This is a genomic window from Sphingomonas sp. (assembly GCF_035944535.1).
Classification (GTDB): Bacteria; Pseudomonadota; Alphaproteobacteria; order Sphingomonadales; family Sphingomonadaceae; genus Sphingomonas_B.
Genome location: NZ_DASZBC010000010.1, coordinates 193,816 through 217,707 on the forward strand (window position 1 = coordinate 193,816; position 23,892 = coordinate 217,707).

General features: G+C 66.2%; 29 protein-coding genes and 1 pseudogene. 11 read left to right on the forward strand and 19 right to left on the reverse strand.

Features of this window, described 5'->3' with window-relative positions; all coding sequences use genetic code 11:
- Nucleotides 1-18: 18 nt before the first annotated feature.
- From VGT77_RS10985 to hisB, 8 genes are all read right to left on the reverse strand, one after another.
- Nucleotides 19-1,257 (reverse strand): putative DNA modification/repair radical SAM protein, encoded by a 1,239-nt coding sequence (locus VGT77_RS10985; protein ID WP_327462487.1) that lies wholly within the window; start codon nucleotides 1,255-1,257, stop codon nucleotides 19-21.
- 112 nt (nucleotides 1,258-1,369) lie between these two features.
- Nucleotides 1,370-2,053, reverse strand: a complete 684-nt coding sequence (gmk, locus tag VGT77_RS10990) for a guanylate kinase (RefSeq protein WP_327462489.1) — start codon at nucleotides 2,051-2,053, stop codon at nucleotides 1,370-1,372.
- A gap of 38 nt (nucleotides 2,054-2,091) precedes the next feature.
- A complete protein-coding gene (locus VGT77_RS10995; protein WP_327462491.1) occupies nucleotides 2,092-2,280 on the reverse strand; it encodes a hypothetical protein in 189 nt (62 codons plus the stop codon).
- Nucleotide 2,281: 1 nt separating this feature from the next.
- Nucleotides 2,282-2,626 carry a phosphoribosyl-ATP diphosphatase gene (locus tag VGT77_RS11000; RefSeq protein ID WP_327462493.1) on the reverse strand — a complete coding sequence of 115 codons (345 nt, stop codon included), beginning with the start codon at nucleotides 2,624-2,626 and terminating at the stop codon, nucleotides 2,282-2,284.
- Nucleotides 2,619-3,386 (reverse strand): imidazole glycerol phosphate synthase subunit HisF, encoded by a 768-nt coding sequence (hisF, locus tag VGT77_RS11005; RefSeq protein ID WP_327462494.1) that lies wholly within the window; start codon nucleotides 3,384-3,386, stop codon nucleotides 2,619-2,621. The genes VGT77_RS11000 and hisF overlap by 8 nt, the downstream gene beginning before the upstream one ends.
- Complete coding sequence (hisA, locus tag VGT77_RS11010; protein ID WP_327462496.1) at nucleotides 3,383-4,102, reverse strand: 1-(5-phosphoribosyl)-5-[(5-phosphoribosylamino)methylideneamino]imidazole-4-carboxamide isomerase; 720 nt, start codon at nucleotides 4,100-4,102, stop codon at nucleotides 3,383-3,385. The genes hisF and hisA overlap by 4 nt, the downstream gene beginning before the upstream one ends.
- 133 nt (nucleotides 4,103-4,235) lie before the next feature.
- The gene (hisH, locus tag VGT77_RS11015) at nucleotides 4,236-4,874 is read right to left on the reverse strand and encodes an imidazole glycerol phosphate synthase subunit HisH (protein ID WP_327462498.1); all 639 of its coding nucleotides are present in this window, start codon (nucleotides 4,872-4,874) and stop codon (nucleotides 4,236-4,238) included.
- The gene (gene hisB, locus VGT77_RS11020) at nucleotides 4,837-5,430 is read right to left on the reverse strand and encodes an imidazoleglycerol-phosphate dehydratase HisB (RefSeq protein WP_327462500.1); all 594 of its coding nucleotides are present in this window, start codon (nucleotides 5,428-5,430) and stop codon (nucleotides 4,837-4,839) included. Before hisB ends, hisH begins: the two co-directional genes overlap by 38 nt.
- A 77-nt stretch (nucleotides 5,431-5,507) precedes the next feature.
- Between hisB and VGT77_RS11025 the strand changes: the two genes are divergently transcribed.
- Entirely contained in the window at nucleotides 5,508-5,990 is a 483-nt protein-coding gene (locus VGT77_RS11025; protein WP_327462502.1) for an SspB family protein, read from the forward strand.
- Between the two features lie 70 nt (nucleotides 5,991-6,060).
- Here VGT77_RS11025 and VGT77_RS11030 read toward each other — a convergent pair whose 3' ends face one another.
- Nucleotides 6,061-6,621 (reverse strand): CC0125/CC1285 family lipoprotein, encoded by a 561-nt coding sequence (locus tag VGT77_RS11030; protein WP_327462504.1) that lies wholly within the window; start codon nucleotides 6,619-6,621, stop codon nucleotides 6,061-6,063.
- Between the two features lie 147 nt (nucleotides 6,622-6,768).
- Between VGT77_RS11030 and VGT77_RS11035 the strand changes: the two genes are divergently transcribed.
- Both VGT77_RS11035 and msrB read left to right on the forward strand, forming a co-directional pair.
- Entirely contained in the window at nucleotides 6,769-8,001 is a 1,233-nt protein-coding gene (locus VGT77_RS11035) for a cytochrome P450 (protein WP_327462506.1), read from the forward strand.
- A 55-nt stretch (nucleotides 8,002-8,056) separates the two neighbouring features.
- Complete coding sequence (msrB, locus tag VGT77_RS11040) at nucleotides 8,057-8,539, forward strand: peptide-methionine (R)-S-oxide reductase MsrB (RefSeq protein ID WP_327462508.1); 483 nt, start codon at nucleotides 8,057-8,059, stop codon at nucleotides 8,537-8,539.
- A 2-nt stretch (nucleotides 8,540-8,541) separates the two neighbouring features.
- Here the strand turns inward: msrB and VGT77_RS11045 are convergent, their stop codons facing one another.
- From VGT77_RS11045 to gatC, 7 genes and pseudogenes are all read right to left on the reverse strand, one after another.
- The gene (locus VGT77_RS11045; protein WP_327462510.1) at nucleotides 8,542-9,294 is read right to left on the reverse strand and encodes a hypothetical protein; all 753 of its coding nucleotides are present in this window, start codon (nucleotides 9,292-9,294) and stop codon (nucleotides 8,542-8,544) included.
- A 99-nt stretch (nucleotides 9,295-9,393) separates the two neighbouring features.
- The gene (locus VGT77_RS11050) at nucleotides 9,394-9,681 is read right to left on the reverse strand and encodes a hypothetical protein (RefSeq protein WP_327462512.1); all 288 of its coding nucleotides are present in this window, start codon (nucleotides 9,679-9,681) and stop codon (nucleotides 9,394-9,396) included.
- 15 nt (nucleotides 9,682-9,696) lie between these two features.
- Complete coding sequence (locus tag VGT77_RS11055) at nucleotides 9,697-10,092, reverse strand: hypothetical protein (protein WP_327462514.1); 396 nt, start codon at nucleotides 10,090-10,092, stop codon at nucleotides 9,697-9,699.
- Between the two features lie 4 nt (nucleotides 10,093-10,096).
- Nucleotides 10,097-10,222: pseudogene (locus VGT77_RS11060) on the reverse strand (IS1595 family transposase); the annotation flags it as partial.
- A 34-nt stretch (nucleotides 10,223-10,256) separates the two neighbouring features.
- Nucleotides 10,257-11,375, reverse strand: a complete 1,119-nt coding sequence (locus VGT77_RS11065; protein WP_327462633.1) for an acyltransferase — start codon at nucleotides 11,373-11,375, stop codon at nucleotides 10,257-10,259.
- Nucleotides 11,362-12,846, reverse strand: coding sequence for an Asp-tRNA(Asn)/Glu-tRNA(Gln) amidotransferase subunit GatA (gatA, locus tag VGT77_RS11070; protein ID WP_327462516.1), 1,485 nt, complete (start codon nucleotides 12,844-12,846; stop codon nucleotides 11,362-11,364). Before gatA ends, VGT77_RS11065 begins: the two co-directional genes overlap by 14 nt.
- The gene (gatC, locus tag VGT77_RS11075) at nucleotides 12,846-13,133 is read right to left on the reverse strand and encodes an Asp-tRNA(Asn)/Glu-tRNA(Gln) amidotransferase subunit GatC (RefSeq protein WP_327462518.1); all 288 of its coding nucleotides are present in this window, start codon (nucleotides 13,131-13,133) and stop codon (nucleotides 12,846-12,848) included. The genes gatA and gatC overlap by 1 nt, the downstream gene beginning before the upstream one ends.
- A gap of 77 nt (nucleotides 13,134-13,210) precedes the next feature.
- Here gatC and VGT77_RS11080 point away from each other — a divergent pair, with 77 nt between their 5' ends.
- Nucleotides 13,211-14,317: a DUF3089 domain-containing protein gene (locus VGT77_RS11080; protein ID WP_327462520.1), complete on the forward strand. Its 1,107-nt coding sequence runs from the start codon at nucleotides 13,211-13,213 to the stop codon at nucleotides 14,315-14,317.
- A 38-nt stretch (nucleotides 14,318-14,355) separates the two neighbouring features.
- A complete protein-coding gene (ruvX, locus tag VGT77_RS11085) occupies nucleotides 14,356-14,775 on the forward strand; it encodes a Holliday junction resolvase RuvX (protein WP_414713389.1) in 420 nt (139 codons plus the stop codon).
- Between the two features lie 99 nt (nucleotides 14,776-14,874).
- Here the strand turns inward: ruvX and VGT77_RS11090 are convergent, their stop codons facing one another.
- From VGT77_RS11090 to VGT77_RS11100, 3 genes are read right to left on the reverse strand one after another with little or no spacing between them, the layout of a single operon-like run.
- On the reverse strand, nucleotides 14,875-15,507 hold the full coding sequence (locus tag VGT77_RS11090; RefSeq protein ID WP_327462524.1) for a glutathione S-transferase N-terminal domain-containing protein: 633 nt from the start codon (nucleotides 15,505-15,507) through the stop codon (nucleotides 14,875-14,877).
- Nucleotides 15,504-16,598 (reverse strand): FAD-dependent oxidoreductase, encoded by a 1,095-nt coding sequence (locus VGT77_RS11095; RefSeq protein ID WP_327462526.1) that lies wholly within the window; start codon nucleotides 16,596-16,598, stop codon nucleotides 15,504-15,506. The genes VGT77_RS11090 and VGT77_RS11095 overlap by 4 nt, the downstream gene beginning before the upstream one ends.
- Nucleotides 16,595-17,533, reverse strand: a complete 939-nt coding sequence (locus VGT77_RS11100) for an alpha/beta hydrolase (protein WP_327462528.1) — start codon at nucleotides 17,531-17,533, stop codon at nucleotides 16,595-16,597. Before VGT77_RS11100 ends, VGT77_RS11095 begins: the two co-directional genes overlap by 4 nt.
- Before the next feature lie 47 nt (nucleotides 17,534-17,580).
- Here VGT77_RS11100 and VGT77_RS11105 point away from each other — a divergent pair, with 47 nt between their 5' ends.
- The 6 genes from VGT77_RS11105 to VGT77_RS11130 are packed head-to-tail and all read left to right on the forward strand — an operon-like array spanning nucleotide 17,581 to nucleotide 23,644.
- Nucleotides 17,581-18,042 carry an A24 family peptidase gene (locus VGT77_RS11105; protein WP_327462530.1) on the forward strand — a complete coding sequence of 154 codons (462 nt, stop codon included), beginning with the start codon at nucleotides 17,581-17,583 and terminating at the stop codon, nucleotides 18,040-18,042.
- A gap of 43 nt (nucleotides 18,043-18,085) precedes the next feature.
- Nucleotides 18,086-19,090, forward strand: coding sequence for a Flp pilus assembly protein CpaB (gene cpaB / locus VGT77_RS11110; protein ID WP_327462532.1), 1,005 nt, complete (start codon nucleotides 18,086-18,088; stop codon nucleotides 19,088-19,090).
- 1 nt (nucleotide 19,091) lies between these two features.
- A complete protein-coding gene (locus tag VGT77_RS11115; protein WP_327462534.1) occupies nucleotides 19,092-20,750 on the forward strand; it encodes a type II and III secretion system protein family protein in 1,659 nt (552 codons plus the stop codon).
- Complete coding sequence (locus tag VGT77_RS11120; protein WP_327462536.1) at nucleotides 20,750-21,388, forward strand: CpaD family pilus assembly protein; 639 nt, start codon at nucleotides 20,750-20,752, stop codon at nucleotides 21,386-21,388. The genes VGT77_RS11115 and VGT77_RS11120 overlap by 1 nt, the downstream gene beginning before the upstream one ends.
- Nucleotides 21,388-22,662: a pilus assembly protein CpaE gene (locus tag VGT77_RS11125; RefSeq protein ID WP_327462538.1), complete on the forward strand. Its 1,275-nt coding sequence runs from the start codon at nucleotides 21,388-21,390 to the stop codon at nucleotides 22,660-22,662. Before VGT77_RS11120 ends, VGT77_RS11125 begins: the two co-directional genes overlap by 1 nt.
- A 16-nt stretch (nucleotides 22,663-22,678) precedes the next feature.
- On the forward strand, nucleotides 22,679-23,644 hold the full coding sequence (locus VGT77_RS11130) for a type II secretion system F family protein (RefSeq protein ID WP_327462540.1): 966 nt from the start codon (nucleotides 22,679-22,681) through the stop codon (nucleotides 23,642-23,644).
- Nucleotides 23,645-23,892 lie beyond the last annotated feature (248 nt).

Here is a 23,892-nt window from a genome sequence, read left to right on the forward strand (position 1 = left end):
GCCCGGTCGAACGGATGATCAGGCAAACAGCTCCAGCTGTTCGCGTTTGGGCGCCACCAGCGGCTTCAACTCCGCCCTGTCGCTGAGCATTACCGGGCGCCAATCTTCGGCGACGATGAAAGGGCGAAGCTTGGCAATGGAAACGGTCAGCCGGGCGACATCGTCGAGGCGGAGCCGGCGCCATCGGCGGCTCGCGACGATGGCATTCACCGCCTTCACACCGAGGCCCGGCACGCGCAGCAGCAGCTCTTTTGGTGCGCGGTTCACATCAATTGGAAAGCTTTCGCGGTGTTTCAGCGCCCAGGCGAGCTTCGGATCAATGTCGAGCGGCAGCATGCCCGTTTCGTTCGCTGCCGCGACAACTTCCTGCGGCTGGAAACCGTAGAAACGCATCAGCCAGTCGGACTGGTAGAGCCGATGCTCGCGCATCAGCGGTGGGCGCTGGAGCGGCAGCACGGCGCTTGCGTCCGGAATCGGGCTGAAAGCAGAGTAATAGACGCGCCGCAGACTGTATTTGCCGTAGAGGGATGAGGCGCGCAGCACGATGTCCCCGTCGGTGGCGCTGTCCGCGCCGACAATCATCTGCGTCGACTGCCCTGCGGGCGCGAGGCGCGGCGCGTGCTTGTACTTCTTCGCCTCCGCGGCGTCGTCGATCGCGTGCTTCACATCGGCCATGGCGCTTTCGATGCGCGTCCCGTCTTTCTCTGGCGCCAAGCGTTTGAGCCCGCGTTCCGTCGGCAGCTCGATGTTGATCGACACGCGGTCGGCATGAACGCCGGCCAGCCGCACTAGCTCGGGATCAGCATCCGGAATGGTCTTCAGGTGAATATAGCCTCGGAAATCATGATCTTCGCGCAGGCTGCGCGCTACTTCGACGATCTGCTCCATCGTGTAGTCGGAGCTGCGGATAATCCCGGAGGAAAGGAACAGACCCTCGATATAGTTGCGCTTGTAAAAAGCGAGGGTGAGGTCGACGACTTCCTTGGCGGTAAAGCGCGCCCGCCGCACGTTCGAGCTCTTCCGGTTGATGCAGTAATGGCAGTCGAAGATGCAGCTGTTAGTCAGCAGGATCTTCAGCAGCGAAATGCAGCGCCCGTCCGGCGCATAGGCATGGCATATGCCCATGCCTTCCGTCGAGCCGATGCCCTTCCCGTCCCGGCTGTCCCGCTTCGACGTGCCCGAAGAGGCGCAGGACGCATCATATTTCGCCGCGTCCGCGAGAATTTCGAGCTTCTGACGGACGTCGAGTTGAGCCATGCGTTCTACTTATGTTCGGTAGCGCACAAACTCAAGTGCTTGATTGCGCAACTGTTCCCCGGCGCAGGCCGGGGCCCAGCCACCTTGGACCCCGGCCGTCGCCGGGGAACTGTTAGGCAGCAGCCTCCGGCGTCATCAGCTTGCGGACGAATCCGATCAGGCCGGTCTGGCGGCTGCGCTTCAGCCGCTCCGCCTCCAGGATGGTCTGGACTCGGCGGAAGCAGGCATGGGCATCATCGTTGACGAGCACATAGTCATAGCCGTCCCAATGGCCGATCTCGCTCGCGGCCCTCGCCATGCGCGCGGTGATCACTTCGTCGCTATCGGTGGCACGGGCGCGCAGGCGGCGCTCCAGTTCCTCCATCGACGGCGGCAGGATGAAGACGCGGACGACATCGCCGCCGGCGAGCTGGTGCAGCTGCTGCGCGCCCTGCCAATCGATGTCGAACAGCACGTCGTTGCCGGAGGCCAGAATGTCATCGACCGGCTTGGCGGGGGTGCCATAGCGGTGGCCGAAGACGTGCGCCCATTCCAGGAACTCTCCCGCCGCCACCATCTCCTTGAACCGCGCTAGGTCGGCAAAGTGATAATCGACACCGTCCTGCTCGCCGGGACGGATGGGCCGCGTCGTCACCGACACCGACATGCGCAGCGTCCGGTCCGACTCGAGCAGCATGCGCGAGATCGTCGACTTGCCCGCGCCCGAGGGCGAAGACAGCACGAACAGCACGCCGCGCCGGCGGAACTTGTGCGGATCGTCGGGGCGCGAGGCGGTCAGCGTGGTCGGGCGAAGCACGGCTGCGCTACTGGCCCGTGCCCGCCCTCGCGTCAACGTCAGTAGCGGCCGCGGCGGCGGTCCATCGCCTTCTTGGCGACATAAGCGCCGCCCAGGATCATGCCCAGGGGACCCATGCGCCGCAGCGCCCCGGCCGCCAATGCGCCGGTCAACATGCCGCTGCCGCCGCGCCCGCTGCGCCGTCCGAGTTCGCGCCCGACGAGCGCGCCGATCACCTTGCCGATCATCTCAATCTCCTTTTCGCGGAGGCATAACGCCGGAGCGGGATGCTTTCTCCGCAAGGCCGGAGACGCCCCTGCGCCGGTCCAGTTCCGCCAGGACATCGTCAAAACTCAGCCCCATGCTCTCCAGCAGCACGGCCAGATGGAAAAGCAGATCGGCGGCTTCCGAAGTCAGCCCTTCAGCATTCCCCTTGGTCGCGGCGATCACGGCTTCGACGGCCTCTTCGCCGACCTTCTGCGCGATCCGCTCGCGCCCTTTTGCGAGCAGCCGGGCCACGTAGGAGTCGGACGGGTCGGCGCCTCGCCGAGCACGGATGAGTTCCGACAGCTGAAGCAGCCGATCCTCAGTCATGACGCCGCACCGGATAGCCGGCCGCACCCAGCGCGGCGTGCGCTTCTGCGATCGTGTGATGGCCGAAATGGAAGATGGAGGCCGCGAGCACGGCGGAGGCATGGCCGTCCCTGACGCCCGCGACAAGATGCTCGAGTTCGCCGACGCCGCCGCTTGCGACCACCGGCACCTGCACGGCGTCTGCGATGGTTCGGGTCAGCGCCAAGTCATAGCCCCCCTGCGTGCCGTCCCGGTCCATCGAGGTGACGAGCAGTTCGCCGGCGCCAAGTTCCGCCAGCCGCAGCGCGTGTTCGACGGCATCGATGCCCGTCTCGCGGCGGCCGCCATGAGTGAAGATCTCCCACCGGTCCTTCGTCACCGCGCGGGCGTCGATCGAGGCGACCACGCATTGGCTGCCGAAGCGATCGGCCACCTCGGCGACCAGCTCCGGCCGGGCCACGGCAGCCGAGTTGACTGCGACCTTATCGGCACCGGCAAGCAGCAACGCTCGGGCATCCTCGACCGAGCGCACGCCGCCGCCGACGGTCAGCGGCATGAAGCAGACCTCGGCCGTGCGCCGCACAACCTCGACCATCGTGCCCCGCGCTTCGTGGCTGGCGGTGATGTCGAGGAAGCAGAGCTCGTCCGCGCCCGCCGCGTCATAGGCGCGCGCCTGCTCGACCGGATCGCCGGCATCCGCCAAGTCGACGAAGTTCACGCCCTTCACCACGCGCCCATTCGCGACGTCGAGGCAGGGGATGACTCGAACGCGGACGGTCATCTCGCGGCGGCCTCGATCGCGTCTGCGAGGTCGATGCGACCGTCGTAGATGGCGCGGCCGGTGATCACACCCTCGATGCCGGTATGAGGCTTCAGCGCTGCGATGTCCTCCATGCCGGCGAGGCCGCCGCTGGCAATCACCGGCAGCGACTGGCCATCGGCCAAGGCGACCGTCCCCTCGACGTTCACGCCCCGCAGCATGCCGTCCCGGCCCACGTCGGTGAACAGCAGCGCAGCTACCCCCACATCCTCGAAGCGGCGGGCAAGGTCTATAACGGGCACGTCGGACACATCGGCCCAACCGGCCGTCGCCACCATGCCGTCGCGTGCATCGACCGCGACGACGATCCGGCCGGGAAAGTCGCGCGCGGCGCCCTTCACCAGATCAGGGTCGGTGAGGGCGGCGGTGCCGATCACCGCCCGCACCACCCCGTAATCAAACCAGCGCTCGATCGCCTCGCGCGAGCGGATTCCCCCGCCGAGCTGCACATTGCCGCGGAAGGCGTTGACGATGCGGCGGACGGCTATGCCGTTGACGCTCTCGCCGGCAAAGGCGCCGTCCAGATCGACGACATGGATCCACTCCGCGCCGGCCGCGGCGAACCGCTCTGCCTGAGCTGCGGGGTCGTCGGCATAGACGGTGGCGCGGTCCATATCGCCCTCGGCGAGCCGCACCACCTGTCCGCCCTTCAGGTCGATGGCCGGAAAGACGATCATCTGATCCTCCCCGGCACGGGGAGGGGGACCGCGCCGCGCAACGGCGTGGTGGAGGGGGCCCAAAGGCTGGCACAGGCGGAGGGCCCCCTCCACCAGCCTGCGGCTGGTCCCCCTCCCCTTGCCGGGGAGGATTTCATCGCCGCCATGCCAGAAATCTCCTCAGCAGCTCGATCCCATAAAGCTGGCTTTTTTCCGGATGGAATTGCACGCCTGCCATATTGTCACGGCCGATCGCGGCGGTGACCGGACCGCCATGATCCGTGTCCGCCAGCACGCCTTCGCCTTCATAGGCATAGCCGTGAAGGAAATAGGCCTCCCCGTCCGCAATCAGCGGGTGCTCGGCGCGAGGGCGGACATCGTTCCAGCCCATATGCGGGACCTTAAGTTCCGGCGAAGCGGGCAACGCCCCCACCCGGCCCTTCATCCAGCCCAGGCCCGGCGTCGTCCCATGCTCCTCGCCGGCTTCCGCCATCAGCTGCATGCCGACGCAGACGCCGAGAAAGGGGCGGCCCTTTTCGACAACGACTTCGTTCAGCGCCTCGATCATGCCGGGCACGGCAGCCAGCGCCCGCATTGCCGCGCCGAACGCGCCCACGCCGGGCAGCACGATGCGGTCTGCCATGCGGATGCCGATCGGGTCGGCGGTGACCGCGATCCGCTCGGCTCCGGCTGCCCTCAGCGCGTTATGGACCGAAAAGAGATTGCCGGCGCCGTAATCGACCAGCGCGACCGTTTCAGCCACCAAGTGTACCCTTGGTGGACGGCACCGCATCGGCCTTGCGCGGATCGATCTCGACCGCCTGGCGCAGCGCCCGGGCAAGCGCCTTGAACGCGCTTTCGACCAGATGGTGATTGTTGCGGCCGTAAAGATTGTCGACATGGAGCGTCAGGCCGGCCGTCTGGGCAAAGCTGTGGAACCAGTGTTCGACCAGTTCAGTATCCCACTCGCCAAGCTTCTCCTGGGTGAACTCCAGCTTCCAGACGAGGAAGGGCCGTCCGGAAATGTCGAGCGCGCAGCGGGTCAACGCCTCGTCCATCGGCGCATAGGCGGTGCCATAGCGGGTGATGCCGCGCCGGTCTGCCAGTGCCTGGGAGATTGCCTCGCCGATCGCCAGCGCCGAATCTTCGGTTGTGTGGTGCTGATCGATATGCAGATCGCCTTCGACCGCGACGTCCAGGTCAATTAGCGAATGGCGGGACAGCTGTTCGAGCATGTGATCGAGAAAGCCTATGCCGGTCGCGACCCGATAGGCTCCCGTCCCATCGAGATTGACGGTCACCGCGATCTTCGTCTCGCTGGTGTTTCGGTTCACCGTGGCCGTGCGCATGGCGCGCCTATGCGAACAAGTGTTCCGCTTTGCAACGTGGCTTGACCCGCCCGCTCGCCCCTTTACGAGTCGAGGGGATGAGCGAGACTCCGCCCGACAGCCTGATTCCGTACGACGAGATCGTGCAGGAGGCGCTGCGCGCCGTCGTCGGTCGCGTGCTGGGCGAAGTGCAGGAATCGGGCGGGCTGCCCGGCGAGCATCATTTCTACATCACCTTCAAGACCGGTCATCCCGGCGTCGATCTGCCCAAGCACCTGACCGAACGCTTCCCCGACGAGATGACGATCGTGCTCCAGAATAAGTTCTGGGACCTGAAGGTCGGCGACCAGCATTTCGAGGTGGGGCTCAGCTTCAATCAGGTGCCCGCCAAGCTCTCGATTCCGTTCGCTGCGGTCACCGGCTTCGTCGATCCGGCGGTCAACTTCGCGCTGCAGTTCCAGGCGCAAGGCGAGGATGCCGGTCCCGAGCCGCACGAAGCCGCCGAGAATGACGGTCCCACTGTGACTCCGGCCGAAGATGGCTCGAACGTCGTGACGGTGGATTTCGGCCGGAAGAAATAAGTTCTACTCCGTTCGCTTCGAGCGACGTCGAGAAGCGTATCTCGACTTCGCTCGATACGCCGGAAGGAGGTCACCGAGGCGGCGGAGGCCCCTGGATCGTCGGCCCCAAGTTCTGCATCACCTCGCGCGCATCGAAGTCGCGAGCGTCGCGGGGACGGCCCTTGAACATCACGATCTCGGCAAAGGCTTCGAACCGGTCGATGGTACGGACGTCGATCGTGTCGGCCCAAAACGGGTCGTAACCCCAGGGATCCCACGCCCGCCAGCCAAAGCCGCCGCCATAATAGCGCCAGCTCGGTCCCCAATAGCCCCAAGGGCCGGCGCCGAACGGGCGCGGCGTGGTCTGCACCGATGTGCGGCGGTCAGTCTCACGGTCCACCAGGGTGAAGCCGTCATAGCCTTGCTGCACGGTCAGTTCCGCAGCGCGGAAGAGCAGGTAATTCTCCACCGTCTCGCGGGCGGTGAACTGGTTGCCCGCGAACATCACCCGGAACCGGTTTGCCTCGATCCGCTGTTCCGAGAAGCCGCCGCGGACGCCCGTAGGGGCGCCGAGCGGCTGGTACGGCGTCGGCGTGGCGCAGCCAGCGAGCAGCGCGGCCAGGCCAAGTGTAGCAAAAGTCAGGCGTTTCATTTCGTCGCGACCTCGTTTCCTTCCATCGTCAGAACAATGGGGGAGCGGACCCGTTCCACGCGATCAGTTGCAGGCGAAAACCCTCTTTAACTTAGGTGTCAGCAATGGCACTCTCCCCGGCAAACGAGACCGAGTCAGGAGAAGGATATGGCCACTCTCGCACAGCCGCCGGTCGAGAGTTTCACCGATCCGCTGGATGTCAGCCGGGCTGAAATCTACCGCGAGCATAAGTGGCACGAGCCGTTCCGCCGTCTGCGCACCGAGGCGCCGGTCTATAAGTGCGAACATAGCAGCTTCGGCCCCTATTGGTCGGTCTCGACCTACAAGCCGATCGTCCATGTCGAATCGCTGCCGGAGCTTTTCTCCTCGGAAGCAGGCGGCATCACCCTCGCCGACCGCCTGGCCGACGATTATGCGATGCCGATGTTCATCGCCCGCGACCGGCCGGTGCACACCGCCCAGCGCCGCACCGTCGCGCCAGCCTTCACTCCCAGCGAGATCGTCCGCATGTCGGGCGATGTCCGCCGCCGCACCGCGGAAATCCTGGACGAACTGCCCTGGGGCGAGACGTTCGACTGGGTCGACCGGGTCTCGATCGAGCTCACCACCCAGATGCTGGCGATCCTGTTCGATTTCCCGTGGGAGGACCGGCGCAAGCTGACCTTCTGGTCCGACTGGGCCGGCGATATCGAGCTGGTCCACAACGAGGCGACCCGCCAGGAGCGGCTCGGGCACATGTTCGAGTGCATGACCTATTTCAAGAAGCTGTGGGACTCGAAGCTCGGCAAGGAGCCGACGCCCGACCTCATCTCGATGATGATGCATTCCGAGGCCATGTCGAGCATGCCCGACAATGAGTTCATCGGGAACCTGATCCTGCTGATCGTCGGCGGCAACGACACCACGCGCAACTCGATGACCGGCGCCGTCTATGGCCTCGACAAATTTCCGGACGAGCGCGCGAAGCTCGAGCAGAATCCCGACCTGATCCACAATGCGGTGCAGGAAATCATCCGCTGGCAGACGCCGCTCGCCCATATGCGCCGCACCGCGAAGGAAGACACCGAACTCGAAGGGCAGCAGATCAAGGCCGGCGACAAGCTCGCGCTCTGGTACATCTCCGCCAATCGCGACGAGAGCGTCTTTCCCAATGCCGACAAATTGATCGTCGATCGCGAGAATGCGCGGCGGCACCTCGCCTTTGGTTACGGCATTCACCGCTGCGTCGGCGCCCGTCTCGCCGAGCTGCAGATCGCCGTGTTGCTGGAGGAAATGGCCAAGCGTCGGATGCGGGTGAACGTGATGGAGGAACCGGTGCGGGTGAGCGCCTGCTTCGTGAACGGCTATCGCACGTTGCCGGTCCAAATCAGCAAATATTGAAGCCGCGGCGCTGCTTCCCACGTAGCTGACCCCAAACAGCGCGAGCGGAGTTGCCATGATCGATCGTCGAATGCTTCTTGTATCCGGTGCCGCGGCCGCCGGTGCGATGTGGCTGGGCGGCGGCGCGAGCGCTGCATCCCCCGCCGCCGACCCGCGCTTCCGGCTGAGCCCGGCGGAATGGCGCAAGCGACTGAAGCCCGCCGTCTATGCCGTGTTGCGCGAGGAAGACACGGAGCGGCCGGGCACCAGCCCGCTGCTGAAGGAAAAACGCGCCGGCACCTTCGTCTGCGCCGGCTGCGCCCAGCCGCTTTTCTCGTCCAGGACGAAATATGAGAGCGGTACCGGCTGGCCGAGCTTCTGGGCAGCGCTCCCCGGCGCCACCGGCACCACCACCGACCGCAAATTAGGCTTCGAGCGGGTCGAGGAACATTGCCGCCGCTGCGGCGGGCATCTCGGCCATATCTTCGACGATGGCCCCAAGCCCACCGGCAAGCGCCACTGCATCAATGGTCTCGCGCTGCGGTTCGTGCCGGCCTGACATCACCCGAGCGCGGGCGCGGCCTGGGCCGGGCGCTCGGACATCGGACATGTCGGACACGCAATATGTTCATTTGCGCGTCCGATCGGAACCAGCTTCCAGCCCGGCGGGATGAGCAGCTCCGTCTCCTTGTGTTCGGTATAGCCCTCATCCCTGATCTGTTGATCCCGTAAACGACGCAGCTTGCGCATGATGCGCGCGATGACGTCTTCCTTCGAACCGTGCTGCGCCTCCTGCTCCGCTTCCAGCTCAGCCTCGATCTCGGCGCGGATCTCCTGCCGCAGGCGCAGCATCCGCTTCTTGCCCAGCGTCTTTTTGCCGCGCGACGCGCCGGCCTGCGGGCCATATTTCTCCGGGTTCGAGCCTTTGAGCAGCGTCTGCAGCAGCGCGTCGGAGCGCTTGACGCGCGTGCCGACATGCTTGCCGTAATGGATCACATCTTCCTCGATGCCGGTGACGGCGCGATCGAAGGCGGCCAGCTCGGCCACCGGCGCGATCACCTTCTGCGCCGCCAGGCACGCGGCCGCGAAGTTCGCATCCTCCTTCTGGTGCAGATAGATGGTCGAGCGGCTGACCGACGCCGCCCGCGCTGCCTCCGTCAGTGTCGCCCCTTTAGAAAGCGCTTTGAGAAACGTCTTCTTCCGCGCCGCATCGAACGCCCAACGCCGGGACGGCGTCGCATCCTGGGCGGCGTCTTCGAGCTGCTGCTCCCAGCTGGCGGGTTGTTCCTCGGGGAGATCGGGCGAATCGGACATAACCATTCTCCTTTGTTCAAAGGAGAGCAGTTTGACCTATTTGGTTGGTAATAGGACAGCGGGTTTTCGTTCGAGGCACTTTTTCGACGTATGAGTAGCTTACAACCCCACATCGCTGCCGCCGTTTCGCGGGCGACGATCAAACTCGCTGATGTTCGAGAAAAGATAGCCGACCATCCCGCCAACAAGTGCAGCCACGGTTGCACCGTCGATCAGCTTCTCGAGCGCCAATACGATTATGGAAGGCATAAAGGTGGCCGTGGCGATGACTTGCATAGCTCGGACGCCCAGCCCTCGTTTTGTTATCATGCGCTCGACGATGACCACCACGATCGTCAGGGGTATAGTCAGGATCGCGACTAACTCCACGATCTCACGTCCAGTCATGCACGCCCCCCACGTTCAAATTGTCGGCCACAGTGCCTGGATATTGTGGCACTCAGCCTCAATGTCCTTAAGCCGTTTGGCGGTAGCTTTCACGCCCGGAAAGACCTGCCCCGAACCAATATCAATAACTGGACAGAGGTGAGGCGCGACGATCTCTTCCCCTTCGATGACGAACGCACGCAGATACTCTTGAACGACGGCGGACACATATCCTGCGGATTCGCCGTCGTGACAGTGGGTTTTGGTGAAGTGCAGTTTGACGGCACCCACCATTTTTTGACCTTTCGGCCCATCCGCCCGCAGGATCACTTCAGGGCGCACGCTGATCTTCACGCCGTGGAATGTCAGCTTTTCCGGGTTCTGTGATCCAAACGTGGTGCTGGCGCCTTGTAGATCGATGTCGTCCAGCATGTCGCCGCTTGCCGACGATACCCTTGAGGCTCTGAACGGCGCGCTGGCGATCATCCACGCCATTGGCGATGCGGTGGTTATACCGGAACTCGAACTCGGCAAGATAACGGTGCAGGTGCTGCTCGGCACAGCAGATCGACGCCCTAATTGCGCGTTCGCCAGCGCTACCAGGCGGCAGCGTCCCCTCCCCGGTCCGCGACCCCCAAGCGCCGCCTCGTCCAACCACGCGCCGGCGCTTCTACGTAGCGGTAGGCGATGGCCGCGGCGGCGATGACCAGTGCCAGCGTCGCCAGGGTGATCGCGTCGGCTTGCCAGCCTTGGGCGGTGAGCCGGTCCGGTGATCCGGTCTCGGCGAGGCCGAGCCTGGCCAGTACCTCCATCAGCCGCGCCTGCACGAACGGGTGCACCATATAGATGCCGTAGGAGAGCGTGCCGAGCAGGGCGAAGGGGCGCAGCCTCAGCAGGCGGCTGACGAGGCCGGCATCATCGGCGAAGACGGCGACGGCGGCGGCGAACAGGATCGGGGCGAGGAGCGTGCGTGCGCCGCCCCAGACGAGCGACGCGAAGCCGATCACCGCCGCCACGAGCAATATCTCCGCCAGGGTCGCGAGCCAGACAGGCGGGCGCCAGTCGGACTCTCCGCGCAGCCGCCACACCAGCACGCCCAGCGAAAAGCCATAGAGGCAGCGCACGACCCCGAGATCGAAGCTGGCGTCGTGCAGGTCCGGGTGGGTGGCGAGCGTCGTCAGGCCGGCCGCCACCGCCATCAGGGCGAACGGCCAGACGCGCCGGGTGAGCGCCAGGGCGGCGAATGCGGCATAGGCCCAGAACTCGGCGGCGATGCTCCAGCTCGGGCCGTTCCAGACGAGGCGGTCCGTCGTCCCACTGGCATGGAGCAGCAGCAGCGAGCTGATGAAGTCGCCCACCGTGCGGCCGGGCGCGAAGGCGGCGCGGCCGCCGCCGACCAGCCACAGGCCGACCTCTCCCGCCAGCATCAGCAACAGCATCGCGAGGTGCAAAGGATAGATTCGGCCAAGCCTCAGGCCGAGGAAGCGCCAGGGCGACACGCCCCTGCCGATCCCGCTGAAATAGGCATGAGCGAGCACGAAGCCACTCAGCACGAAGAAAAAGTCGACGAACATCCAGCCGCGGCGGATCGCGGGCAGGTTCGTCAGCACGCCTTCGGTGCGGAAATGGAACAGCACCACCGCGACTGCGCACAGCCCGCGCAGGGCATCGAGCGCGGCGATGCGGTGCGGTTGCGTCAGCCTACCACCAGCGATCGGGCCGGGCGGTGAAGCCCGCCCGCTGCTCGAGCGCTAGGCCGGCGTTCAGCACGCCCTGCTCGTCAAACGCCTTGCCGATGATCTGCAGACCGAGCGGCAGCCCCTGCCCGTCCAGCCCCGCCGGCACCGACATGGCCGGCAGCCCGGCCAGCGACGAGGGCACGGTGAAGACGTCGTTCAGATACATGGCGATCGGGTCGGCCGACTTCTCGCCCAAGGCGAAGGCCGCCGACGGAGCGGTCGGGGTCAGCAGCAGGTCGCACTGCTCCCAGGCATCGTCGAAGTCGCGGGCGATCAGCGCACGGACCTTCTGCGCCTGGTTGTAATAAGCGTCGTAGAAGCCCGCGGAGAGCACATAGGTGCCGATCATCAGCCGACGCTTCACTTCGGCGCCGAAGCCGGCGGCGCGCGTCGCGGCATACATGTCCTGCAGGCCGGCGCCGTCGGGCAGCTCGCGCAGGCCGTAGCGGACGCCGTCATAGCGGGCGAGGTTCGACGAAGCTTCGGCAGGCGCGATAATGTAATAGGCCGGGAGCGCATACTTCGTGTGCGGCAGGGAGACTTCGACGATCTCGGCGCCCGCATCCCTCGCCCAGGCGATTCCCTGCTGCCACAGCGCGTCGATCTCGGCCGGCATATTGTCGACGCGGTACTCCTTGGGGATGCCGATGCGCTTGCCCTTGAGATCGGGCGACAGGCCCTGTTCCCAGGCGGGCACGGGCATGTCGAGCGACGTCGCGTCCTTCGGGTCGAAGCCGCTCATCGCCTCCAGCATGATCGCGCAATCGCGTACCGTGCGCGCCATCGGTCCGGCCTGGTCGAGCGAGGAGGCGAAGGCAACCACGCCCCAGCGCGAGCAGCGGCCATAGGTCGGCTTAATGCCCGAAATGCCGGTGAAAGCGGCGGGCTGGCGGATCGAACCGCCGGTGTCGGTACCGGTCGCGGCGGGGACGATCCGGGCCGCAACCGCTGCCGAGCTGCCGCCGGAGGAACCTCCGGGCGCGAGCGCGGCATTGCCGCCATCGCTCCGCCGCCAGGGCGAAATGACATTGCCGAATGCGCTCGTCTCGTTGGACGAGCCCATGGCGAACTGGTCCATGTTGAGCTTGCCGAGCATGCCGGCGCCCGCGCGCCACAGATTGGCGGTGACGGTGGACTCGTAAGTAGGCTTGAACCCGCCGAGGATGTTCGACGCGGCAGTCGTCTGCACGCCTTCGGTGCAGAACAGGTCCTTGATGCCCAATGGCACACCAGCGAGCGGCTTCGCCTCTTCTCCCGCGGCACGCGCCTTGTCGGCAGCGTCGGCGGCGGCGAGCGCATGGTCCGGCGTCTCGATCAGGAAGGCATTCAGGATCTTCGCGCCCGCGACGGCAGCATTGAATGCCTCCGCCGCCTCCCGCGCAGAGAAGGCGCCGCTGCGGAAGCCGTCGCGCAATTCGGCGACGGTGAGTTCGGTGAGTTCTGTCACTATTCGATCACCTTGGGCACGGCGAAGAAGCCGTGTTCGGCCTGGGGTGCGTTGGCCAGCACCTTGTCGCGGATATCACCGTCGGTGACTTCGTCGTCGCGCAGGCGGAGCGTGTTCGGGATCACTGCCGTCATCGGCTGGACGGACGAGGTGTCGACCTCCTGCAACTGCTCGATCCAGCCGAGGATATTGTTGAGCTCGGGCACCAAAGCCTCCGCCTCGACGTCGCTGATCGCGATGCGGGCGAGGCCGGCGACTTTCTTCACGGTGGACAGGTCGACGGACATGGCGGCGCGGCTAGCATCGGAGGGCCAAGGCGGCAAGGCGGGGTTGCGGATGGCGCGGGAGTGGCTACCTGCGCCGCGTGGATCGCAAATTCCTGTACATCGTCGCCGGGCTGATCGTGCTGGTGCTGGGCGCCGGAATCGCCTGGCAGCTGTGGAGCACGCAGCTGATCACCCGCGCCCTGGTGCCGACGGTCGCTTTCAAGGCGGAGCCGTCCCAGCCGAAGACAGCCTATGCGGACCCGCGCATGTGGTATTCGCGCCCGCCCAACAGCGCCAATGATCCGGCCTTGTGGGTGCCGGAAGGCTATGCGCCCAATCGCAAGCCGGAAGCCGCGCTGTTCTTCATCCACCCAACCAGCTTCCTCGACCGCAGCGCCTGGAACATGCCGCTCGACCACCCGGACGCCAGCCAGCGGGCGCGGCTGTTCATTCGAGGCCAGGCGAGCGCGTGGAACGAAGTCGCCGAGGTGTGGGCGCCCAAATACCGGCAGGCGACCTTCGGCGCCTTCCTGACCAACGCCGAAGACGCGAGCAAGGCTTTGGACCTCGCCTATCGCGATGTGGCGCTCGCGTTTGAGGAGTTCGTGCAGCAGGTGCCGAAGGATCGGCCGATCTTCCTTGCCGGCCATAGCCAGGGCGCGCTGCACCTGACGCGGCTGCTGCGCGAGAAGGTCGCCGGCACTCCGCTCGCGCGCCGGGTCGTTGCGGCGTACGTCGTCGGTTGGCCGGTGTCGCTGACCACCGACACCGAGGCGCTGGGGCTGCCCGCATGCGAGGCCGCGGACCAAGCCGGCTGCCTGCTCTCATGGCAGAGCTTCGGCGAACCGGCGGACCCCAAGCTCATCATCGACACCTATGACGCGACGACGGGCTTCAACGGCCAGCCGCGTAAGGACACGCCCTTCCTGTGCACCAACCCGATCACCGGCACGAAGGACGGAGAAGCGCCGGCGAGCGCCAATCTCGGCACCCTTTTCCCGAGCGACGATTTTGCAACCGCCGAACTGAGGCCGGGCGAAGTCCCGGCACGCTGCGACGGCCGCGGCATATTGCTGATCGGCCCGGGCCCGAAGCTCGGCCAGTACGTCCTGCCCGAGAACAATTACCACGTGTTCGACATCAGTCTGTTCTGGGCCAATGTCCGCGCCGATGCGAAGCGGCGGCTGGTGGCGTTCGCGAAGTGATCACCTCGCTGGCTTCCGAATTCCGCGCGGCGCTGCCGATGGGCGGGCGGCTGCTCGGACTGGACGTCGGCACCAAGACCATCGGCACGGCTCTGTGCGACGCTGGCTGGTCGATTGCGAGTCCGGCCGAGCTGATCAAGCGGACGAAATTCGGGGCCGACAAGGCGGCTCTCGGCAAGCTCATCGGCGCCCAGTCGGTGAAAGGGCTGGTGATTGGCCTGCCCTTGAACCTCGACGGCAGCGACAGTCCGCGCACGCAGTCCGTCCGCGCCTTCGCCCGCAACATGGCGCCTTCGGGCCTGCCGATCCTGCTCTGGGACGAACGATGGTCGACCCAGGCCGTCACCCGCACCCTGCTCGACGCCGATGCCAGCCGCGCCCGGCGAGCGGAGCTGGTCGACAAGATGGCCGCCGCCTACATTCTGCAAGGCGCGATCGACGCGCTGATGATGGGGTGAGACGTTTTTCGCTCGTCCCGAGCGAAGTCGAGGGGCGCCTGCTCCAGGCCACGCCCTTCGACTACGCTTCGCTCCGCTCAGGACGAGCGAAAATGAGATCTAATCCTGCAGCACCTTCATGCCGCGCTGCACTGCCGGCCGGCCACCGACGCGGTCCATCCAAGCTGCGACCGCAGGCGACTTCTCGATTGCGGCAGCGAGTGGCTCTTTCAGCATCGTCGTGGCGGCGACCATCCAGGGATAGCAGGCGATATCGGCGATCGAATAATCTCCGCCGAGATATTCCGCCCCCTGCAGCCTCTTCTCCATCACGCCGAACAGGCGCGTGCTTTCCTCGCTGAACCGACCAATCGCCAGCGGCAGCTTTTCCGGCGCGCGATTGGCAAAATAGCCGAGTTGGCCCAGCATCGGCCCCAGCCCGCCGATCTGCCAGTGCAGCCACTCGAGCGCCTTGAACCGCGCGTGGCCGGACGCGGGGAGCAGCTGACCGCTTTTCTCCGCCAAATAGGTCAGGATCGCGCCGCTTTCGAAGATCGACAGCGGCCCGCCCTCCGCATCGTGATCCACGATCGCCGGGATCTTATTGTTCGGACTGACTTTCAGAAAGTCGAGCGCGAACTGCTCGTCCTTGCCGATGTTGATCGGCTTGACTTCATAGGCCCAGCCAAGCTCCTCCAGCATGATCGCCGGCTTGCGGCCATTGGGCGTCGTCCAAGTGTAGAGCGTGATCAACGAGAGCCTCCGTTACGGAACCGGTCCGGTAGATAGGGAGCCGGGTCGATCTCCGCCACCTGGCGGCCGAGGAGCAGTGCGGCCGCCATTTTTGCAGCAGCGGGCGCGGTCTGGATGCCGAACCCGCCTTGAGCTGCGCACCAGAAGAAGCGCGGCTCCAGCGGGTCGAAGCCATAGACAGGCAGCCGATCCGGCGCGAAGCTGCGCAGGCCGGCCCAGCGGCGCTCCACGCGGCGGATCGGCCAACGCGCGGCTTTCTCGAACCGGTCGATCGCGACCGCCACGTCGAGCTCGTCGGCGGCGGCGTCGCACGGCGAATCGGGCGTTTCGTCATGCGGGCTGAGCCACAGGCGCCCGCCCGCCTCGGGCTTGAAGTAGAAGCTGCCGTCCATGGCCATGACCAGCGGCAGGTCGGCGGGCGCCGGGGGATCGACCTCGAGCTGCACGACCGTGCGGCGATAGGGCTGGATGCCGATCGGCGGTACGCCCGCGAGCGCCGCGACCTGATCGGCCCAAGCACCGGCGGCGGAGACCAGGACGCCTGCCTCGATCACCGGCCCTCCAGCTACGAGCCTCCAGCCCGAGCCCATGCGCTCCGCGCGCTCCAGCGGCGCGCCGCAGCGTAGCTCCGCGCCCGCCTGCCGCGCGCCCTTGAGGAAGAGCTGGTGCGCACCGGCGACGTCGATGTCGGTGCAGCTCGGCATCCAGAGCGCTTCCGCGAAATCGTTGGAAAGACCCGGAAGCCAGCGGCGTGCCTGCTCAACGGACCAGCGCTCCATGACCACGCGCCCGTTGAACGCGGCCATCATACGCTCGACCTCGCCCCATTCTGAGGCGCGGGCGAGGTAAAGTTCTCCGCGCGGCGTCAACAGGCCATGGTCCTGCAGCCAAGGACCGGAGGCGGAGGTGAGCGGCTGAATCAGCGGCCCGCCATAGGTCTCCGACCAGAAGGCGGCGGAGCGGCCGGTGGCGTGATAGCCCGGCTGGTCCTCAGCCTCGAGCATGAGCACAGAGGCGTGCGGCGCGACCTCCGCGGCAAGGCTGGCGCCGGCGATGCCCGCGCCGATGATGACGATGTCGAAGCGGCTCATGCCGGCGGAGCGCGCTCGCCCAGGAAGCGGTCGATTTCGGCAAGGGCAGCGTTCCGCACCTGGTTCGCCTCCCGCAAAATCTCGTGTGCCGACTCAGGCCCCCAGCTGCGCAGCGCTGCATTGGGCAAGCGCCCCGCTGAGCGGCGAATCGCGGCATAGTCCACCAGCCGGTCCTGCTCGGCACCCAGGATCAGGATAGGTGTAGCGATCCGTTCCAGTTTTCCCGGCTCTTCCAGCGACAAGGTCGAGCGATAGGCCTCGGCCACCCAGGCCCAGCTGGGCGGGCCCACGGCGATCTCTGGCTTCTCTGCCTTCCACCAAAGCTCGTCCTCGTAGCGCTCGCGGTCGTGCGTCAGCAGCGCGAGCCTGCCCTTCATCGGCACGCCGGGACGCTCGTTTGCTTTCCAGGCGAGCCGCTCGGGCTTGCCGATCCGGCACATCAGCCCGGCGACCTTGGCCGCGACTCGGGCGCCGAAGGGTGCGCTTTTCAGCCCCAGCATCGGCGCGACCAGCACTGCGGCATCCGGAGCGATCCGTTCTTCCGACAGCGCCCGAAGTGTCAGATGACCGCCCATGGAATGGGCAATGATCACGTGCAGGCTCGGCTCGCGTGTCCGCCACTGCTCCACAAAGGCGGCGAGATCGTCGATCCAGGGCGCAAAGGCGGCGGCATGCCCGCACTTCGGATCGGACGAGAGCCGCCCCGATCCGCCCTGCCCGCGCCAGTCGAAGCTGGAGACGGACCAGCCCGCGCGGTGCCAATGATCGAACGCCTCGAAATATTTTTCGAAAATGTCGCCGCGGCCGCCGAGGAACAGGATCGAGCCTCGCCCGCCGCCGCTCGGCCATTCGAAGGTGCGGTGCGGCCAGTCATCCGCCGCCTGCCAGCTTCCGATGATGGCGCCGTCCGGAACCGCTCGTCTGTTAAAGACCATGGTGGCTGGTTACGGTTAAGCAAGGTTCGGCGTCTAGACATTGTGGCATGGCTGGTCATGCCCTGCTCGCGATCCTTGCGCTTCTGCTGCTCTGGGCAGCCGCGACGGACCTGCGTTCGCGGACGATCGCCAATGGATTGAACCTGCTCATCGCGCTGCTCGCCCCGGTCTATTGGTGGGCGACCGAGATGGCCATTTGGCCCGACATGGCGGTGCAGCTGGCGCTCTCCGCCTGCGTGTTCGGGATGTTCGCTTTCCTGTTCGCGATGGGCTGGATGGGCGGCGGCGACGTGAAATTGCTCGCCGCGCTGGCACTGTGGCTGCCGCTGTTCGCGGTGGTGAAGCTGCTGGTCGCGATGTCGCTGCTCGGCGGGCTGCTGACCTTGAGCTTCCTGGCCGTGCACCGGCTGCGCAAGCTCAAGACAAACCTCGAAATTCCTTACGGTGTTGCAATCGCTTGTGCGGGTCTTTGGGTCATTGGCGAACGCTATCTTAACCAGTTTGCCTGAAAGCTGCGGGCGGGTCGCGAGACCCGAGTGGGAGTGAGCTGACGTGGATGTGAGAAAGATTGTCTTGCTGGTCGGCGCGCTGGTGATCGCTGGGGTCACCGCCGTCATGGCGCGCAGCCTGTTCAACACCGGCGGCACGCCCGTCGCAGCGGCCCCCGCAGAGCAGCCGACGGGCCCGCAAGTGCTGGTCGCGACTCGCGCCCTGCCTGTCGGCACCATCCTGCAGGTGGACAGCTTCCGTTATCAGCCCTGGCCCAAGGAGCTGATCCAGGAAGCCTATTATGTCCAGGGCGAGCAGGCCGCGCCGCAGCCCGGCACCGTCGTCCGCTATAATATCGCCGCCGGCCAGCCGATCCCGCAGGGCGCGCTGGTCAAGCCCGGCGACCGCGGCTTCCTGGCCGCCGCGCTCGGACCCGGCATGCGCGCCGTCACCGTTCCGGTCGATGCGAAGAGCGGCGTCGCCGGCTTCGTCTTCCCGGGAGACCGAATCGACCTGGTGCTGACCCAGACGATCGAAGGCCGCGATGGCGGCCCGGCGCTCAAGGCGGCCGAGACCTTCGTCCGCAACATCCGCGTGCTGGCGACCGACCAGCGCACCGAAGCGCAGACCAAGGACGGCAAGACCGAAGTCACCACTTTCTCCACCGTGACGCTCGAGGCGACGCCGCGCATCTCCGAGAAGATCGCGCTCGCCCAGGCGCTCGGTCAGCTGTCTCTGTCGCTGCGCTCCATCGCCGACAATAATGCAGAGCTGGAGCGGGCGATCGCCGCCGGCGAAGTCACCGTCGGCGACGGCAAGGATCCGAAGGCGGAAAGACAGATGCTGCTCGCCGTCGCGTCGCGCCCGATCGACAGCGACACCACTTTCGTCACCGGCGGCGACGTGTCGCGCTTCGCCCGGCGCACCGTGCCAGGGATGGGCGCGCCTGCCGCCGCGCCTGCAGCTTCGGCCGCGCCCGCCGCGCCGGTGCCGGGCTTTTCCACCGGACCCGTGGTGCGCGTCGCGCGCGGCAATGTGGTCGTCGAAGTTCCCGTAGGGGGTCGTTAAGATGCGTAACAAGCTCCTGATGGCGCGGCTGGCGCTGGTCTCCGCGGCCGCACTTGCCGCCGCCCAGCCAGCCCTCGCCGCCAAGCCGGCGCGTGTGGGACCGCTGCCCGCCGGCACGCAGCGGCCGAGCAGCGAAGTGCTGCTCTCCGTCGGCCAGGGCCAGCTCGTCACCCTGCCGCAGAGCGTCACCAATGTCTGGACGTCGAACGACAAGGTGGCCGACGTCTATGTGAGCAATCCGCGCCAGATCCACCTGTTCGGGAAGGAAAATGGCGAAGCGACGGTGTTCGCGACCACGGCTTCGGGCCAGGTCGTTTACGCCACCAACGTCCGCGTCAGCCAGAACATCACGTCGCTCGACAAGATGATGCGGCTGGCCTTTCCGGACGCCGACGTGACCGTCACCACGGCTGGGCAGCTCGCCGTCCTGACCGGCACGATCCGCTCGCCCGAAGACAGCGCCGCCGCCGAGCGGCTGGTGCTGACCGCGCTCAATCCTGGCGTGAATCTCGGCGATCCCAATGCCCAGCTGAAGATGGGCGTGATCAACCGGCTGAAGATGGCGACCCCGCTGCAGGTCAACCTGCAGGTCCGCATCGCCGAAGTCAGTCGCGACCTGGTCAAGGAAATCGGCGTCAACCTCCTCACCCGCGACCAGACCGGCGGCTTCCTGTTCGGCGTCGCGCAGGGGCGCAACTTCGGTTCGATCACCAACTTCGACGCCTCGGCCTTCCCGAAGCTGGACGCGTCGCAGCTGTTCGGACTCCCGGCGGGCTCGATCAGCCTGCCCTTCAACCCGGCGACCGGCCAGTTCATCAACCCGAACAGCGGCACGGCGTTCAACTTCAACAATCTGGGTCAAGGTGCCGGCAAGACGGCGATCGCACTCGCCGGCAAGCTGTTCGGCATCGACGTCGCTTCGGCCATCGACCTGGCCGAGACCCAGGGCCTGGTCGTCACCCTCGCAAACCCGAACCTAACGGCGCTGTCAGGCGAGACCGCGAGCTTCCTGGCCGGCGGCGAAATCCCGATTCCCTTGGCCCAGGGCCTCGGCACGATCGGCATCGAATACAAGCAATATGGCGTCAGCCTGGCCTTCACGCCGACGGTGCTCGGCGATGGCCGCATCTCGATGCGCGTGCGCCCGGAAGTATCCGAACTGAGCACCCAGGGCGCGATCACGATCAGCGGCTTCCAGGTGCCGGGCTTTTCGACCCGACGCGCAGAGACGACGGTGGAGCTCGGCTCCGGCCAGAGCTTCATGATCGGCGGCCTGCTGCAGAACAAGCATTTCAACCAGATCGAAAAGGCGCCGGGTCTGGGCGACGTGCCGATCCTCGGCTCACTGTTCCGCTCCAGCCGCTTCCGGCGCAGCGAGACCGAACTGGTCATCATCATCACGCCGTATCTGGTGAAGCCGACTTCCGGCACGCTGCCGCTGCCGACCGACGGCTACAAGGCGGCGACCGACGCCTCGCGGGTCTTCATGGGACAGAGCTTCAGCGGCGACAGCGGCGCGGCACGCCCGCGCCCGACGCTGGCGCCGCCGCAGACGCAGGTCACCGGCCAGCCCCAAGCGCAGGCCGTGGTGCCGGCGAAGCCCGAAAAACCGAAGCAGAGCGCGGCGGCCGTCCCGGCCCCCGGCTTCTCGATCAAGTGATGCGTGCGGAGAGCATGATGGCGCTGAAGATCCTTCCCCTGACCGCCCTGGCCTTGGCGCTTGCCGGCTGCGGCACCGTCAACCGCGGCATGGAGTCGGTGCACCAGCCGGTCGTGCAGCGCACCGACTATGTGATCGATCTCGCCAGCTCCGGCTCCGGTCTTGCCGCCGGCGAGCAGGAGCGGCTGGAAGGCTGGTTCCGCTCGATCGGCCTTGCCTATGGCGACCGGGTCGCGGTCGACGATCCGACCGGCGGCGCGAGCGGCGACGTCGCAGAGCTGCTCGCCCGGCGCGGCATGAGCATCTATGGCGCAGCGCCTGTCACCGCCGGCCGCGGCGCGGACGGGTCGGTCCGCGTCGTCGTCAGCCGCGCTTCGGCAACGGTGAGCGGCTGCCCGGACTGGAGCCGTCCCTCCGCTCCCGATTTCGTCGGTTCGACCATGTCTAATTACGGCTGCGCCAACAATGCGGCACTGGCTGCGATGGTCGCCGATCCGCAGGACCTGATCAGCGGCCGCGAGCCGGGCGCCGTCACCGACCCCGCCATCGCAACCAAAGCCATCGACGCCTTCCGCGCTGCTCGCCCGACCGGCGCGCAGGGCATCAAGACCGAATCCACATCCAAGGTTGGGAAGTAATGAACGCACCCTGGAGCCCCACCCGATCCGCAGCCCTGCGTGATCCGTTCGTCGCCTATGTGTGCGACGACAGCGCCGCCGATGCGATCCGGCCGGTGGCGGTCGAGATGGGCTGGTCGCCTGAGAAGGTCGTGCGCGGCGGCCTGCGCGCGGCGATCCAGAACCTCGCGATTTCGGCCAGCCCGAACATCCTTCTCGTCGACCTCTCGGAAACGGCCGATCCGCTGAACGACATCAATGCGCTCGCCGAAGTATGCGAGCCCGGCACAGTGGTGATCGCCACCGGCCTGATTAACGACGTGCGCCTCTACCGTAACCTGGTGGCGAGCGGCATTCAGGATTATCTGCTGAAGCCCTTTCATCCGGACCAGCTCCGCGACGCCTTCACCAACGCGCAGGCGGTGTTCAGCGCGCCCAAAAGCTTTGAGCCCAGCGCCGACCGGCCGCATCTGATGACGGCAGTGATCGGCTCGCGCGGCGGCGTCGGTGCATCCACCATCGCCGCCTCCCTGGCCTGGCTGTTCGGCGACAAGGACAAGCGCTCGACCGCCTTGGTCGATCTGGACGTGCATTTCGGCACGGATGCGCTGGCCTTGGACCTTGAGCCCGGCCGCGGCCTCACCGACGCGATCGAAAATCCAAGCCGCATCGACGGCCTGTTCATCGAACGCGCGCTGGTGCGGGTGAACGACAAGCTCGCCGTGCTGTCGGCCGAGGCGCCGATCAACCAGCCGCTGATGACCGACGGCTCCGCCTTCTATCAGCTGCAGGAAGAGATCCGCGCCGCCTTCGAGTGCACGGTCATCGACCTGCCGCGCCACATGCTGGTCCAGCATCCGATGCTGGTGCAGGACGTCAATACGGTCGTGCTGGTCACGGAGATCACGCTGGCGGCCGCGCGCGACTGCATCCGCTTCCTGTCCTGGTTCAAGACGCACGCCCCCCAAGCGTCAGTGGTGCTTGTCGCCAACCGCGTCGCGCCGGCCGGCGGAGCGGAGCTGAGCCGCAAGGACTTCGAGGACTCGGTCGAACGCAAGATCGACTTCGTCATCCCGCTTGACCAGAAGCTCGCAGCGCAGGCCGCCAAGCTCGGCAAGCCGCTCGCCGAAGCCGGCAAGACCGGCAAGATGGGCGTGGCGTTGCAGGCGCTCTCCGACCGCCTGATCTCGGCGGCGAGCGGCGACGCCGCTCCTTCGACCAAGGCAAGCGGCAAGTCGCTGCTCGGCAAGCTCGGCGAGTTCAAGCTGAAGCTGCCGAAGTCGGCCAAGTCGTGATCGCCGGCAGACGGACATGATGGAACTGCTCCTTCCGGCGTTCGGCGCGGGCGTCACCCTGGTGCTGCTCGTGCTGGCCTTTTCCGGCCCGTCCGAGGCAAAGGCGCAGAAGCGGCGCCTGGAAACGCTGCGGGAGCGGCACAGCGGCACGGCGATCGCTCCGGAAGAACGGCTCCGCCGCATCACCGGCGCGCAGGACACGAAGATCGACGATTTCGCGTCGCGCTTCCTGCCAAACCCGGCGCTGCTGAAGAAGCGACTGGCGATGACCGGCAAGGAATGGTCGGTCGGCCAATATGCCCTGATCAACCTGCTGCTGACGCTCGTCGTCGGCGCTCTCGCGCTCAGCCAGGGCGCGCCAACCCTGCTTGCCCTGTTCGGCGGCACGCTGATCGGGCTGGGTGGCCCTCACATGTATGTCGGCCTGATGATCAAGCGGCGAATCAAGCTGTTCACCGTCCGCTTTCCAGATGCGATCGAGCTGCTGGTCCGCGGCCTGCGCGCCGGCCTGCCGATATCCGAAACGCTGACCGTCGTCGCATCGGAGATTCCGGGGCCGGTCGGCGAAGAATTCCGCATCGTCACCGACAAGATGAAGATCGGCCGCACGATGGAAGCGGCGCTGCAGGAAACGGCCGACCGGCTCGGCACGCCCGAGTTCCAGTTCTTCTGCATCACGCTTGCCATCCAGAAGGAGACCGGCGGCAACTTAGCGGAAACCCTCAGCAACCTGGCCGACGTGCTGCGCAAGCGCGCGCAGATGAAGCTGAAGATCAAGGCGATGTCGTCGGAATCGAAGGCTTCCGCCTATATCGTCGGTGCCCTGCCCTTCATCGTCTTCGCGATGATCTGGATGATCAACCAACCCTATATGATGAACTTCGTGCAGGACGAGCGGCTGATGATCGCCGGCCTGGGCGGGCTCGTCTGGATGAGCATCGGTGCCTTCATCATGGCCAAGATGGTGAATTTCGAGATCTAGGGCCTGTCCTCAATGACCACATCAGACATGATCGTTTCGAGAGGTGCGCTGGCGAGGAGCGCAGCACAGACGCGTAGCAGGAGCTACGCGCAAGCAAGCGACGCGGCCAGCGCGCCTCTCGAAGCGACCGCGGAGCGGCGGGGCGTCTTTTGGTCTGTGGAGGGCGTCGCTCGATCGGTCACGATGTGGAACATCGCTCCCTCCTCGCTCCTACCCACAAACCAAAACTCGCCCCGTCATGCCGATGT

What these genes read in the sequence shown, in the direction of transcription:
- VGT77_RS10985 (WP_327462487.1), bottom strand. Translation starts at nt 1,257, where the DNA reads ATGGCTCAACTCGACGTCCGTCAGAAGCTCGAAATTCTCGCGGACGCG.
- VGT77_RS10995 (WP_327462491.1), bottom strand. Translation starts at nt 2,280, where the DNA reads ATGATCGGCAAGGTGATCGGCGCGCTCGTCGGGCGCGAACTCGGACGG.
- VGT77_RS11000 (WP_327462493.1), bottom strand. Translation starts at nt 2,626, where the DNA reads ATGACTGAGGATCGGCTGCTTCAGCTGTCGGAACTCATCCGTGCTCGG.
- hisF (WP_327462494.1), bottom strand. Translation starts at nt 3,386, where the DNA reads ATGACCGTCCGCGTTCGAGTCATCCCCTGCCTCGACGTCGCGAATGGG.
- hisA (WP_327462496.1), bottom strand. Translation starts at nt 4,102, where the DNA reads ATGATCGTCTTTCCGGCCATCGACCTGAAGGGCGGACAGGTGGTGCGG.
- hisH (WP_327462498.1), bottom strand. Translation starts at nt 4,874, where the DNA reads ATGCGGTGCCGTCCACCAAGGGTACACTTGGTGGCTGAAACGGTCGCG.
- hisB (WP_327462500.1), bottom strand. Translation starts at nt 5,430, where the DNA reads ATGCGCACGGCCACGGTGAACCGAAACACCAGCGAGACGAAGATCGCG.
- VGT77_RS11025 (WP_327462502.1), top strand. Translation starts at nt 5,508, where the DNA reads ATGAGCGAGACTCCGCCCGACAGCCTGATTCCGTACGACGAGATCGTG.
- VGT77_RS11030 (WP_327462504.1), bottom strand. Translation starts at nt 6,621, where the DNA reads ATGAAACGCCTGACTTTTGCTACACTTGGCCTGGCCGCGCTGCTCGCT.
- VGT77_RS11035 (WP_327462506.1), top strand. Translation starts at nt 6,769, where the DNA reads ATGGCCACTCTCGCACAGCCGCCGGTCGAGAGTTTCACCGATCCGCTG.
- msrB (WP_327462508.1), top strand. Translation starts at nt 8,057, where the DNA reads ATGATCGATCGTCGAATGCTTCTTGTATCCGGTGCCGCGGCCGCCGGT.
- VGT77_RS11045 (WP_327462510.1), bottom strand. Translation starts at nt 9,294, where the DNA reads ATGTCCGATTCGCCCGATCTCCCCGAGGAACAACCCGCCAGCTGGGAG.
- VGT77_RS11050 (WP_327462512.1), bottom strand. Translation starts at nt 9,681, where the DNA reads ATGACTGGACGTGAGATCGTGGAGTTAGTCGCGATCCTGACTATACCC.
- VGT77_RS11055 (WP_327462514.1), bottom strand. Translation starts at nt 10,092, where the DNA reads ATGCTGGACGACATCGATCTACAAGGCGCCAGCACCACGTTTGGATCA.
- gatC (WP_327462518.1), bottom strand. Translation starts at nt 13,133, where the DNA reads ATGTCCGTCGACCTGTCCACCGTGAAGAAAGTCGCCGGCCTCGCCCGC.
- ruvX (WP_414713389.1), top strand. Translation starts at nt 14,356, where the DNA reads ATGGGCGGGCGGCTGCTCGGACTGGACGTCGGCACCAAGACCATCGGC.
- VGT77_RS11095 (WP_327462526.1), bottom strand. Translation starts at nt 16,598, where the DNA reads ATGAGCCGCTTCGACATCGTCATCATCGGCGCGGGCATCGCCGGCGCC.
- VGT77_RS11100 (WP_327462528.1), bottom strand. Translation starts at nt 17,533, where the DNA reads ATGGTCTTTAACAGACGAGCGGTTCCGGACGGCGCCATCATCGGAAGC.
- VGT77_RS11105 (WP_327462530.1), top strand. Translation starts at nt 17,581, where the DNA reads ATGGCTGGTCATGCCCTGCTCGCGATCCTTGCGCTTCTGCTGCTCTGG.
- VGT77_RS11115 (WP_327462534.1), top strand. Translation starts at nt 19,092, where the DNA reads ATGCGTAACAAGCTCCTGATGGCGCGGCTGGCGCTGGTCTCCGCGGCC.
- VGT77_RS11120 (WP_327462536.1), top strand. Translation starts at nt 20,750, where the DNA reads ATGCGTGCGGAGAGCATGATGGCGCTGAAGATCCTTCCCCTGACCGCC.
- VGT77_RS11125 (WP_327462538.1), top strand. Translation starts at nt 21,388, where the DNA reads ATGAACGCACCCTGGAGCCCCACCCGATCCGCAGCCCTGCGTGATCCG.
- VGT77_RS11130 (WP_327462540.1), top strand. Translation starts at nt 22,679, where the DNA reads ATGATGGAACTGCTCCTTCCGGCGTTCGGCGCGGGCGTCACCCTGGTG.